An 11,149-nucleotide genomic window follows, 5' to 3' on the forward strand; every position below is an offset into this window, starting at 1 on the left:
CGATCATGAAGCTGGCAAAGGCGGCGATCAGCAGGATCATCGCGAGGATGAACGAGACCGCGACATAGGTCCCGAAGTGCAGCTTCGCGAGTTCGGCGATGAACAGCAGCGCGATGACGATACAGGTCATGATCGCGCTCGACACCGCGAGGAAGAGCGAGGCGTTGATGATCGTCATCCGCCGGTCGAGCAGCCGCAACTCCCAGATATGGCGGATGCGTTCAGGCCCCGCGCTGCTGGGATGGAGCTTTTCGAGCTGGCGGGCGCGGTCGATGACGCGCGAGAGGCGACCGGCGAGCACGTTGAGCAGCTGGCCGATGCCCGCGAGCATAAATACGGGCGCAAGCGACAGCTGGATCGTCTGCGCGATCGTCGAAACGGCGGGAAGGGGTATCATCCTGATCATCATGCGGAATAACCGCGCCGGAGGGAAGCCAATCCCGCCCCCCGCCTGAAGCGCCGCGGCGCCCGGTGCGATCCTGCACTACCTGGTAAGGGATTGCTGCTAGGGGGCGTGCGATGTCGAAGCCGATGCTCCTGTCCGACCGCGTGCCGGTGCCGCCTAGCGCGCAGGCAAGCGTGGTCGAGGGCCTGAGCATCGCGATCGACGCGGTCGCCGCGCGCGCGGCGCCGAGCCACCGGTTCCTGCGCTACGGCTGGTATGCGGCCGCGCTGAGCGCCTATGGCGGCCGCGCGAAGACGCTGGTGGTCGAGGAGGACGGCGTCGCGGCGATCGCGTTGCCGTTCGTCGCGCTCGGCCCGGCGTGGCTACGGCTCGCGACGGTGCCGGGCTGCTACTGGCCGTTCCGCAGTTTCGGCATGGCGATGGGGGCAAGCGAGGCAGCACGCGCGGCGGCGCTGCGCGGGCTATCTGCGCAGTGCAACGGCCTGCGGATCGGCCCGGTTCAGGACGGCGATCCGGCGGCGGACGCGCTGATCGCGAGCGCGCGGGCGGCGGGCTGGTGCGCGATCGACCGGCACCTCGGCGACGCCTGGGTGCTCGACCTCGTGCCGAGCGTCGATGGCGAGCGCTGGCCGCGCAACTCGACGCTGCGCAAGAACCGCTTTCACGAAAAGCATCTGGCCGAGCATGGCGCGCTCGACTGGCAGGCGCTGGCGGGGGCGGACTGGCCGGCGCGGTTCGCCGATCTGGGCGCGGTCGAGCAGACGAGCTGGGTCGCGCAGGAGACCGATCGCCGCGACATGAAATTTACGACCGACGGGCATCTTGCCTTCTGGCAGGCGGCGGCGGTCGATCCGGTGCTGGCAGGGATGTTCCGCGCGGCGCTGCTCCGCGTCGACGGCGTGCCCGCCGCCTTCTCGTTCGACATCGACACGGGGGCGCTGATCTATGCGATCGCCAACAGCTACGACCCGCGTTTCGCCAAGCATTCGCCGGGCAAGCTGCTCTACTGGCGCAACCTGGTCGCGGCGATGGCGCGCGGCGCGACCAGGGTCGACTGGGGCGCGGGCGACAGCGGCTACAAGCGGGTGATCGGCGCGGCGGAGGGCGCGCCGATCCGCGACTGGCTGTTGCTCAGGCCCGGGCTGCCCGCGATTGCGGGTCGCGTGCTGGCCGGCTGGTGGCGGCGCAGCGGCGGGCGCTAGTCGCGGATATAGCGGAAATACCAGACCTCATGGCCCTGGCGCCGGGCCTTGCGTTCGTAGCGCGTCTCGGGCCAGTCGTCGGGGCGGGTCAGGAAGTCCTGCGGGGTGCGCGCCTGCCAGGTGAAGTCGCGGCGCTGGTCCATGATCATCATCGACCAGCGGCAATAGGTCGGATCGTCGGTGCCGAGCCGGAATTCGGCGCCGGGCTTCAGCTTGGCGGCGATCGTGTCGAGCGGACCGTGATTGACCATCCGCCGCTTGGCATGCCGTGCCTTGCGCCACGGATCGGGGTGGAGGAGGTAGAGCCGGTCGAGGCTGGCATCGGGCAGCCGCTCGATCACCTCGAGCGCGTCGCCCATATAGAGCCGGACATTGGTCAGCCCGCCGTCGCGGATATGGCCGAGCGCGCCGACGACGCCGTTGAGGAACGGTTCGCAGCCGATGAAGCCCACATCCGGATTGGCCGATGCCTGGCCGGCGAGATGTTCGCCCGCGCCGAAGCCGATCTCGACATGGAGCGGGCGGTCGTCGCCGAACAGGGTGGCGGCGTCGACGATCCCCGTCTCGGGAACCGACAGACGCGGGAGCATCTCCTCGACGAGCGCGGACTGGCCCTGGCGAAGCTTGTGGCCCTGGCGACGGCCATAGAGGCGGCGAATGGTGGCGGGATCGTTCATCGCCGCGCGCTCTAGCGGTCGATTGCGCGGGAGCAAAGCACGTAGCGGTCCGTTACAAGGCCGTAATGGCCGAAAACAGCACCACCACGTCGGACACCGGGTCCGCACCCGAGGGGCCCGAGCAGGACGTCGAGGAACTGAAGGCGGCGGACGCGGGCGATCTCCACCGCGCGGTGCGCGAGGCGGGCGAGGACGAACTCGCGCGCCCGGGGGTTTCGCTGTTCTTCTCCGCGCTCGCGGCGGGACTGGCGATCACCGCGTCGCTGGTCGCCGAGGGTGCGCTTCACGCCGCGCTGCCCGATACGCCCTGGCGCGAGCTGGTCGTGTCGCTCGGCTATCCGGCGGGGTTTCTGGTCGTCATTCTCGGGCGGATGCAATTGTTCACCGAGAGCACGATCAGCGCGATGCTGCCGCTGGTGACCACGCCGTCGCGCTGGGCGCTGCGGCGGACGTTGCGGCTGTGGGGCATCGTGCTGGGCGCCAACCTGCTCGGCACCGCGCTGACCGCGGCGGCGATCGCGGGCGGTGTGCTCGGCGGGGCGGAGCTGCGCGAAGCGATGATCGCGGTGTCGATGCGGATCACCGAGCTTGGCGCCTGGGCGACGTTCGTCAACGCGATCCCGGCGGGGTTCATGATCGCGATCCTCGCCTGGTCGCTGCCCAATGCGCGCGGCGAGGCGTTCATGGTGATCTTCGCGGTCACCTATGTGGTCGCGATCGGCGGTTTCAGCCATTCGATCGTCGGATCGGACGAGGCGTTCCTGCTGCTGTTCACCGGGCATGTCGACCTGGTCCGGACCTTTGCCGGACTGTTGCTGCCGGCGATCATGGGGAATCTCGTCGGTGGTGCGGGGGTGTTCGCACTGCTGGCGCATGCGCAGGTGCGCGGCGAAATGCGACAGAAGGACTGATGATGACGGGCAAGAGCAAGAGTGCGGCGGCCAAGATCGCCGAGGTCGACCGCAAGGCGACCTACAAGCTGGCCGAACACCGCGACGCGCCAGTGGTGAAGGCGACCGGCTTCCTCGCCGAGGTCGCCGACCAGCCGCAGCTGATCGCGACGTCGATCGGCACGCTGGTGATCGGGCTGGTCGCGCGGCGGCCCGACCTGATCCGCGGCGGCGCACGGATGCTCGCCTCGCATCTGGCGGCGACCGCGGCGAAATCGGTGATCAAGCATTCGGTCGACCGGACGCGGCCGGGCCATGCGCTCGACACCGGCAAGGCGCGGTTCGAGACGGGCGACAGCCAGGACCACAAGCAGACGTCCTTCCCGTCGGGCCATACCGCAGGCGCGGTCGCGGTCGCGCGTGCGGCGTCGCGCGACATCGACGGTGCGGCGATGCCGTCGGCGCTGGCGACGGTCGCGGTGGCGGCGGCGCAACCGGTCAACGGCAAGCATTATCTGTCCGACCTGGTCGTCGGCGCGGCGGTCGGCTGGATCGCCGAGGCGGCGGTCAGCGCACTATTCGACCGCGTCGCGCCGGTCGTCGAGCATGTCACTGAAAACAGGGAAAGATCCGCGGATCACGACCCCGCGATAGTACCGAACGGGGCCGAGGGAACCGTTCCGCCTGCGTGACGGTTTGGATGGCCTCACAAGAGGGATTTATACATGAAGACCATTGCTACCGCGCTCATGCTCGCAACGCTGACCATTCCGCTCGCAGCCTGTGGCGGCAAGGGTGACGACAAGCTGGGCAGCCAGGTCGAGGGCGCCGCGGAAAACCGCGCCGACGCGCTCGAGGCCGCTGCCGACAATCTCGAGGATCGCGCCGAGGCGGTTCGCGATCAGGGCGAGAAGCAGGGCGAGGCGGTCGACGACGCGGACGTGAACGCCGCCGCGATGTCGAACGAGCAGAAGGCGGCCCTCGTCAACGGCAGCGCCGCACTGCGCTAAGTACAATGATGCCGTCCCCGCCGATTCGGGCGGGGGCGGTATCGTCGGCGGCGTCTGGGGCCGACCGACGATGTTGGGGGGGATGCATGATGATCAACCGGCGCCGGCTCGAAACGGGCGGATTCCTGATATTCCTGGTGGTGATCACGATCGCGCTCGTCGTGGTCGTCTGGTCGTACGCCCTGGCGCTGCTTTGGGCCGCGCTCGCCGCGATCCTGTTCCAGCCGCTGTTCCAGCGCCTGCTGGAGCGGATGCCGACGCGTCGCAACACCGCCGCTGCACTGACGCTGCTGATCATCCTGTTCGCGGTCGTCGTACCGAGCATGATCATCGGCGGGATGATCGTCGACCAGGCGGGCACGGTCTATACCCGCATCCAGAATGGCGAGATCAATTTCGCCGCCTATTTCAACCAGGTGCATGATGCGTTGCCGACGCGCCTGCAGACGCTGCTCGACAAGGCCGGGTTCGATTCGATCGAGCGGATCCAGGCGCGACTGTCGCAGACGATGGGCAACAGCGTGCGGACGATCGCCAGCCAGGCGCTGTCGATCGGGCGCAATGCCGCCGCCTTCCTGCTCGCCTTCGGTATCGCGCTGTACGTGATGTTCTTCCTGCTGCGCGACGGCGAGACGATCGGTCCGAAGATCTGCGACGCGCTGCCGCTCGAGCGGTCGGTCACCGCCGCGCTGGTCGACAAGTTCGTGTCGGTCGTGCGCGCGACGATCAAGGGTACGGTGATCGTCGCATTGGTCCAGGGCGGGCTCGGCGCGGCGACCTTCTGGATCGTCGGGCTGCCCGCGGCCCTGCTCTGGGGCCTGCTGATGGCGCTGACCTCGCTGCTGCCCGCGCTCGGGCCGGCGATCGTCTGGGTCCCTGTCGCGGTCTATCTGCTGGCGACCACCGCGATCTGGCAGGGGCTGGTGGTGATCATCTCGGGCGTCGTCGTGATCGGCATGGCGGACAATATCCTGCGGCCGATTCTGGTCGGGCGCGACACGGGGATCCCCGATTTCGTCGTGCTGGTCACGACGCTGGGCGGGATCGAGCTGATCGGCCTCAGCGGTATCGTCGTCGGGCCGCTGGTCGCGGCGCTGTTCCTGGCGTCGTGGCAGATCCTGACCGAGCAGCGGCATCGGCAGCGCGCGAGCGCGCCGCTGGTCGGCGACGCGGCGGGGACCGACCGGTCGGCGCCCGGCTGATCGGTTCCGATCCGGCGTAGCGGACATGAAAAAGCCTCCCCCGGACGGTCCGGGGGAGGCTTTTCTGTATCACCTATCGGGCGAGGTGCGTCAGGCAGTTGCGGCCTTCAGCTTGTCGACCAGATCGGTGCGCTCCCAGGTGAAGCTGTCACCCTCGGGCTCGCGGCCGAAATGGCCGTAGGCCGCGGTCTTCTTGTAGATCGGCGCGTTGAGCTTGAGGTGCTCGCGGATGCCCTTGGGCGTCAGGCGGACGAGCTTGGGCAGGACCGCCTCGAGCTTGGCCTCTTCGACCGTGCCGGTGCCGTGCGTGTCGACATAGACCGACAGCGGCTCGGCGATGCCGATCGCATAGCTCAGCTGGATCGTGCAGCGGCGGGCGAGCCCGGCGGCGACGACGTTCTTCGCCAGATAGCGTGCGACATAGGCGGCCGAGCGATCGACCTTGGTCGGATCCTTGCCCGAGAACGCGCCGCCGCCATGCGGGGCTGCGCCGCCGTACGTGTCGACGATGATCTTGCGGCCGGTGACGCCTGCGTCGCCGTCAGGGCCACCGATCTCGAACGCGCCGGTCGGGTTGATGTAGATCGCGGTCTCGTCCGAGATGAAGCCGGCAGGCAGCACGTCGGTGAACACGCCCATGACATAGTCGCGCAGTTCGGCGTACTTGGCCGGATCGGGGTTCTTGCCCTTTTCCGAATAGCCCGGTGCGTGCTGGGTCGAGACGACGAGCGCGGTCGCGCGGACCGGCTTCTCGTTCTCATAGGCGAGCGTCACCTGGCTCTTGGCGTCGGGCTCGAGGAACGGGGCTGCGCCCGAATGGCGATCGGCGGCCATCCGCTCGAGGATCTTGTGGCTGTAGTAGAGCGTCGCGGGCATCAGGCCCGGCGTCTCGTCGGTCGCGTAACCGAACATGATGCCCTGGTCGCCGGCACCCTCGTCCTTGTTGCCGCTCTCGTCGACGCCCATCGCGATCTCCGCGGACTGGCCGTGGAGGTTGTTCTCGAAACGGAACTCGTTCCAGTGGAAGCCCGACTGCTCGTAGCCGATTTCCTTGACGGTGTTGCGGACGGCCGCCTCGATCTCGTCGAGCACGCCATCGGCCCACTGGTCGTTCTCATAGATGCCCTTGCCGCGGATCTCGCCGGCGAGGACGACGAGTTGCGTGGTCGTCAGCGTCTCGCAGGCGATACGTGCCTGCGGATCCTTGGCGAGGAACAGGTCGACGATCGTGTCGCTGATCTGGTCGGCGACCTTGTCGGGATGGCCTTCGGAGACCGACTCGGAGGTGAAGAGAAAGGACTTGCGCATGAAACCTCTTCGCAAAAGGCCCGGCGGTGGGGCACCGCGGAGCATCATATAAGGAAAGCTTTATATGTCCTTCTAGCGTTCGCGGCGGCGCAGGGCAACGGCCAAGGCGATCATCGCCGCCATGACCAGCCCCGCCGCCAGATTGCCGAGCCGCGCGAACAGCGTCACGGGCAGCGCGGTCGGCATCGGCAGCTCGGCCGCACCCGCGGTCTCGTGCGCGACGGTGGCAAGCAAACGGCCGTCCGCGGCGATGATCGCGGAGATGCCGGTCGGGGTCGCGCGGACGATCGGCAGCCCCTCCTCGATCGCGCGCATCCGTGCCTGCGCCAGATGCTGCGGCGGGCCCCAGCTGCCGAACCAGGCGTCATTGGAGGGGTTGAACAACAGCCGCGGGCGGTGCGCGCGGTCGACCGTCTGCCCTGAGAAGATGATCTCGTAGCAGATCTGGATGCCGATCGACCCGAAGCCCGCGAGCGTCAGATTGCCCGGCCCCTCGCCCGAGGTGAAGTCGATGTCGCCGGGGACCAGCCGCGCAAGCCCCAGGGATTTCAGCAGCCACGGCATCGGCAGATATTCGCCGTAGGGGACGAGATGCGCCTTGTCATAGCGGCCGCGCAGCCGCGCCTGTGCGTCGATCGCGAACACCGAATTGGTCGCGCCCGCGATCCGGTCCTCGCGATCGAACGACAAAGACGTGCCGCCGGTCAGCAATATGTCGTCGGGGCCGAGCAGGCGCGCGATCCGGCGGCGCAGATAGAGCGGGCTCGACCAGTCATAGGCGTAGAAGGGATAGCCGTCCTCGAGATAGTCGCGCACCACGCCCTCCGGCCAGACGACGAGGCGGGGGGTGGCGCCGGGGGTGCCCGACAGCTTTTCGAGCGCGGACAGCACGCGTTCGCCGTCCGATTCGCTGCGATCCTCCTGGCCGATATCGGGCTGGACGACGCGGACGCGCGGGGCGTTGGGGGCGGCGGCGGGGGCGTCGGTCCACAGCGCCGACAGCGCGGCGAGCGCGAGCAGGGGCACCACGATCGCGGGCATCGCGACGCGGCGACGGCTGAGCATCCACAGCGATCCCGCCGCGACGATCGTCACGCCCGACAGCGCATAGGTGCCGATCCACGCCGACAGCCGCGCGATGCCGATCGCGGGCAGCCACATCACCCCCAGCGGATCCCAGGCATAGCCGGTGAACAACACGCTGCGCAGCCACTCGGTCGCGATCCATGCGGCGGCGAAGACGAGGACGAAGGCGGGGTCGGGCGTCGCGGTCGCGCGGCGTCCGAACCGCCAGGCGAGACCTGTAGCGACCATCGGGAAGATCGCGAGATAGAGCGCGAGCCCGACCGCGGCGAAATAGCCGAGCACCGGCGGCATCGCGTCCTGAAAGTCGAACGCGTGCTGGAACCAGTTGTTGTTCACGGTGAAATGCCCGAGCCCGAACAGCCAGCCGTGCCACAGCGCCTGGCGCAGCGTCGGTGCATCGTGGACGAGCGCGAGCCACGCGGCGACTGCGACGAGCGCAAGCGGCCAGAGATCGAGCGGCGCAAACCCCGTCGCGGCGATCGCGCCGAGCAGGACGCAGGCGAGCGCGGGAGAGGTGAGGGCGGCGCGGGCGGCGCGGGCGGGAGAGCGGGTCACGCCTGCGCTATGGCGTGGCGGCGGGGGGCGGGCAATATCTGAGGCTGCATCTGACGTGGCGGTGGGGGGGATGGGGCGTTGGGGCTGGTGCGGTGGGCGCTTTCGTTGGACTCGGTACCAACCCCTGGGTCTACCCCCACACACAACCACCCCGGCGAAGGCCGGGGTCCAGCTGGGAAGGTCGCCGTGACGACGCGCAACCTTTAGTTACCACCGTCCCCCAACTGGGCCCCGGCCTTCGCCGGGGTGGTGCCATCTTCTTGCGGGCAGCTGGTACTATATCGACAATTAGGATCGTGCAGGCCGCATCCCTTGCACCTCCCCGGCGAAGGCCGGGGTCCAGGTGGGAAGGTCGCAGTGATGTCGCGCTGTCCTTCGTTACCGTCGTCCCCCAATTGGGCCCCGGCCTTCGCCGGGGTGGTGGAGAGGAATGGGGGCGGTACTTGAGCGGCGGACGCGCAGCGATCATCGCATAGCGGGGGCGGGGTGACGCAGGGGATCATCCGCTCTATCCTGCCCGCATGACGCTGCGCCCCTTTCATCTCGCCTTTCCCGTCCATGACCTCGCCGCCGCGCGGGCCTTTTACGGGGGGACGCTTGGCTGTCCCGAGGGGCGGTCGAGTGACCACTGGATCGATTTCGACCTGTTCGGGCATCAGATTGTCGCGCATCTCGATCCGGCGGCGAAGGCGGTCGCGGTCGAGAATGCGGTTGATGGCCATCAGGTTCCGGTGCCGCATTTCGGCGTCGTGCTGACGATGGACGACTGGATCAGCCTGTCCGAGCGGGTCGCGGCGGCGGGGGTCCGGTTCGGGATCGCGCCGCATGTCCGCTTCAAGGGCGAAGTCGGCGAGCAGGCGACGATGTTCTTTTGCGACCCCAGCGGCAACGCGCTCGAGTTCAAGGCGTTCGCACAGGACGCGATGCTGTTCGCACACTGAGGATCAAAGAATGTCCAATCCCATTTCAGTCGATATCCCCCACAAGCTCGGCAAGGCGGGGGTGCGCTCGCGGCTCGACAGCGGCATCGACACGATCGGGTCGAAGATCCCCGGCGGATCGGTGACCGATCGCCGCTGGGAGGGCGACACGCTGCACTTCACCGTCAGCGCGATGGGGCAAGTGATCGGCAGCAAGGTCACGGTGTTCGAGGACAATGTCCATGCGATCGTCGACCTGCCCGGGCTGCTCGGGCTGTTCGCGGGCAAGGTGCAGGACATGATCCGCAAGGAAGGGCCGAAGCTGCTGCGCTGAGAGTTCGCGGTGTGACGCCGCCCCGCTCGTCATCCTGACGAACGTCAGGACCCAGAGTTACACACGACGCGCTCGTGATCCTGGGTCCTGACTTTCGTCAGGATGACGGGGGAGGGGGCACTTACTTCGTGCTGACGCGCCAGATCGTGTTGCCGACGTCATCGGCGACGAGCAGCGCGCCGGCCTTGTCGGTGATGACGCCGACCGGGCGGCCCTGTGCCTCGCCATCCGTGTTGAGGAAGCCGCCGAGCACGTCGACGGGCTTCGCGTTCGCCGCCGGGAAACCGGTGTCGCCGAACGGGATGTAGACGACCTTGTAGCCCGAGAGCGGCTTGCGGTTCCACGAGCCGTGCTCGCCGACGAACGCGCCGTTGGTGAAGCGATCGCCGAGCTTCGCGTCGCCCGCGAAGGTCAGGCCGAGCGCGGCGACATGCGGTCCGAGCGCATAGTCGGGACGCTTGGCATATTGCTGGAGCGCGGGGTTCTTCGGCTCGACCCGATCGTCGGGATAGCCGCCCCAATAATACCAGGGCCAGCCGAAGTGATCGCCGAACTCGACCTGGGTCAGATAGTCGGGCGCGAGGTCCGAGCCGAGCATGTCGCGTTCGTTGACGACGGTCCAGAGCTGGCCCGATTTGGGGTTGATCGCCATGCCGTTGGGGTTGCGCAGACCCGCGGCGTAGATCCGCCAGTTCTTGTCCTTCGGCCAGACCTGAAGAATGTTGGCGCGGTATTTCTCCGCGTCCATGCCGTTTTCGGCGATGTTCGACGCCGAGCCGACGCCGACATAGAGCGTCTTGCCGTCGGGGGCGGCGATCACGTTGCGCGCCCAGTGATTGCCGCCGCCGTTGAGCGGGATGACACGCTCGGGCTTCGCAGTGATCCGGGTCGCGCCCTCGGTATAGGGCACGCGGACGAGCGCGTCGGTGTTGCCGATATAGAGCTGGCCATCCATCAGCGTCATGCCGAAGGGCGAGTTGAGCCCGGTCATGAAGGCCGAGCGCGTCTCCGCGACGCCGTCGCCGTCCGCGTCGCGCAGCAGCGTGATGCGGTTGGCCGAGGGCACGCCCGCACCCGCGCGGCCCATCAGGAAGTTCATCACGGTCGTGACGATGCCGGGACCTTTACGCGGTGGCGAATTGGTCTCGGCGACCAGCACGTCGCCATTGGGCAGGCGGTAGAGCCAGCGCGGATGATCCAGCCCGGTTGCGAACGGCTGGACCTTCATCCCCGCCGCCGCGGTCGGCATCGCGCCCTTGGGCCAGCCGACCGCCTTGGCGACGCCGATCGTCGGCAGCATCTGGATCCGCGGCGCGGTGATGTCGGGCCGCTTGCCGGTGACCTGGTTGACGTCGAGCCGGGCGGTATCGGGCCAGGCGAGCCAGGTGAACCCGGCGATCCCGACCAGGATGATCAGCCCGAGCACGATGAGGATGTGTTTGCGCATGCAGGAGAGTTAGGCGGGAGTGCGGGCGGGGGCAATGGCGTGATTGCGGTTGGGTATCGCGCGAGCTTCGTCATTCCCGCGGAGGCGGGGATCCAGAGCGGCGGGGGCTTCG

At 68.2% G+C, this 11,149-nt stretch carries 12 protein-coding genes; 7 read left to right on the top strand and 5 right to left on the bottom strand.

All coding sequences use genetic code 11. From position 1 onward, the window contains the following. Window positions 1-397 (bottom strand): DUF2721 domain-containing protein (locus sphst_RS12970; protein ID WP_107045673.1); only part of this gene is annotated, 397 nt, incomplete at its 3' end. A 122-nt stretch (window positions 398-519) separates the two neighbouring features. Between sphst_RS12970 and sphst_RS12975 the strand changes: the two genes are divergently transcribed. Then, on the top strand, window positions 520-1,608 hold the full coding sequence (locus sphst_RS12975) for a GNAT family N-acetyltransferase (RefSeq protein ID WP_107045648.1): 1,089 nt from the start codon (window positions 520-522) through the stop codon (window positions 1,606-1,608). On the opposite strand, the gene trmB is transcribed toward sphst_RS12975, so the two are convergent. Next, window positions 1,605-2,285 carry a tRNA (guanosine(46)-N7)-methyltransferase TrmB gene (gene trmB, locus sphst_RS12980; RefSeq protein ID WP_056409132.1) on the bottom strand — a complete coding sequence of 227 codons (681 nt, stop codon included), beginning with the start codon at window positions 2,283-2,285 and terminating at the stop codon, window positions 1,605-1,607. The two genes, sphst_RS12975 and trmB, sit on opposite strands and share 4 nt — an antisense overlap. A gap of 65 nt (window positions 2,286-2,350) precedes the next feature. Between trmB and sphst_RS12985 the strand changes: the two genes are divergently transcribed. The 4 genes from sphst_RS12985 (at window position 2,351) to sphst_RS13000 (ending at window position 5,387) form a co-directional block, all read left to right on the top strand. Then, window positions 2,351-3,196 carry a formate/nitrite transporter family protein gene (locus sphst_RS12985; RefSeq protein ID WP_056409134.1) on the top strand — a complete coding sequence of 282 codons (846 nt, stop codon included), beginning with the start codon at window positions 2,351-2,353 and terminating at the stop codon, window positions 3,194-3,196. Between the two features lie 2 nt (window positions 3,197-3,198). After that, window positions 3,199-3,867, top strand: coding sequence for a phosphatase PAP2 family protein (locus sphst_RS12990; protein WP_159043618.1), 669 nt, complete (start codon window positions 3,199-3,201; stop codon window positions 3,865-3,867). 33 nt (window positions 3,868-3,900) lie between these two features. After that, entirely contained in the window at window positions 3,901-4,185 is a 285-nt protein-coding gene (locus sphst_RS12995; RefSeq protein ID WP_042466252.1) for a hypothetical protein, read from the top strand. A gap of 89 nt (window positions 4,186-4,274) precedes the next feature. Continuing rightward, window positions 4,275-5,387, top strand: a complete 1,113-nt coding sequence (locus sphst_RS13000; protein WP_107045674.1) for an AI-2E family transporter — start codon at window positions 4,275-4,277, stop codon at window positions 5,385-5,387. A gap of 90 nt (window positions 5,388-5,477) precedes the next feature. Here sphst_RS13000 and metK read toward each other — a convergent pair whose 3' ends face one another. Beyond that, a complete protein-coding gene (metK, locus tag sphst_RS13005) occupies window positions 5,478-6,695 on the bottom strand; it encodes a methionine adenosyltransferase (RefSeq protein ID WP_031395305.1) in 1,218 nt (405 codons plus the stop codon). Window positions 6,696-6,767: 72 nt separating this feature from the next. After that, window positions 6,768-8,336 carry an apolipoprotein N-acyltransferase gene (gene lnt, locus sphst_RS13010; RefSeq protein ID WP_107045650.1) on the bottom strand — a complete coding sequence of 523 codons (1,569 nt, stop codon included), beginning with the start codon at window positions 8,334-8,336 and terminating at the stop codon, window positions 6,768-6,770. Between the two features lie 521 nt (window positions 8,337-8,857). Between lnt and sphst_RS13015 the strand changes: the two genes are divergently transcribed. Together sphst_RS13015 and sphst_RS13020 are read left to right on the top strand one after the other, a co-directional pair. Beyond that, entirely contained in the window at window positions 8,858-9,277 is a 420-nt protein-coding gene (locus sphst_RS13015) for a VOC family protein (RefSeq protein ID WP_031396319.1), read from the top strand. Between the two features lie 10 nt (window positions 9,278-9,287). Beyond that, window positions 9,288-9,590 (top strand): polyhydroxyalkanoic acid system family protein, encoded by a 303-nt coding sequence (locus sphst_RS13020; RefSeq protein ID WP_031396320.1) that lies wholly within the window; start codon window positions 9,288-9,290, stop codon window positions 9,588-9,590. A gap of 121 nt (window positions 9,591-9,711) precedes the next feature. Here sphst_RS13020 and sphst_RS13025 read toward each other — a convergent pair whose 3' ends face one another. Next, window positions 9,712-11,037, bottom strand: coding sequence for a PQQ-dependent sugar dehydrogenase (locus sphst_RS13025; RefSeq protein ID WP_107045651.1), 1,326 nt, complete (start codon window positions 11,035-11,037; stop codon window positions 9,712-9,714). Window positions 11,038-11,149: the final 112 nt, after the last annotated feature.

Origin of the sequence: Sphingomonas sp. STIS6.2, from assembly GCF_000732685.2 — a bacterium.
Taxonomy (GTDB): domain Bacteria; phylum Pseudomonadota; class Alphaproteobacteria; order Sphingomonadales; family Sphingomonadaceae; genus Sphingomonas; species Sphingomonas aerolata.

What these genes read in the sequence shown, in the direction of transcription:
- sphst_RS12975 (WP_107045648.1), top strand. Translation starts at nt 520, where the DNA reads ATGTCGAAGCCGATGCTCCTGTCCGACCGCGTGCCGGTGCCGCCTAGC.
- trmB (WP_056409132.1), bottom strand. Translation starts at nt 2,285, where the DNA reads ATGAACGATCCCGCCACCATTCGCCGCCTCTATGGCCGTCGCCAGGGC.
- sphst_RS12985 (WP_056409134.1), top strand. Translation starts at nt 2,351, where the DNA reads ATGGCCGAAAACAGCACCACCACGTCGGACACCGGGTCCGCACCCGAG.
- sphst_RS12990 (WP_159043618.1), top strand. Translation starts at nt 3,199, where the DNA reads ATGACGGGCAAGAGCAAGAGTGCGGCGGCCAAGATCGCCGAGGTCGAC.
- sphst_RS12995 (WP_042466252.1), top strand. Translation starts at nt 3,901, where the DNA reads ATGAAGACCATTGCTACCGCGCTCATGCTCGCAACGCTGACCATTCCG.
- sphst_RS13000 (WP_107045674.1), top strand. Translation starts at nt 4,275, where the DNA reads ATGATCAACCGGCGCCGGCTCGAAACGGGCGGATTCCTGATATTCCTG.
- metK (WP_031395305.1), bottom strand. Translation starts at nt 6,695, where the DNA reads ATGCGCAAGTCCTTTCTCTTCACCTCCGAGTCGGTCTCCGAAGGCCAT.
- sphst_RS13015 (WP_031396319.1), top strand. Translation starts at nt 8,858, where the DNA reads ATGACGCTGCGCCCCTTTCATCTCGCCTTTCCCGTCCATGACCTCGCC.
- sphst_RS13020 (WP_031396320.1), top strand. Translation starts at nt 9,288, where the DNA reads ATGTCCAATCCCATTTCAGTCGATATCCCCCACAAGCTCGGCAAGGCG.
- sphst_RS13025 (WP_107045651.1), bottom strand. Translation starts at nt 11,037, where the DNA reads ATGCGCAAACACATCCTCATCGTGCTCGGGCTGATCATCCTGGTCGGG.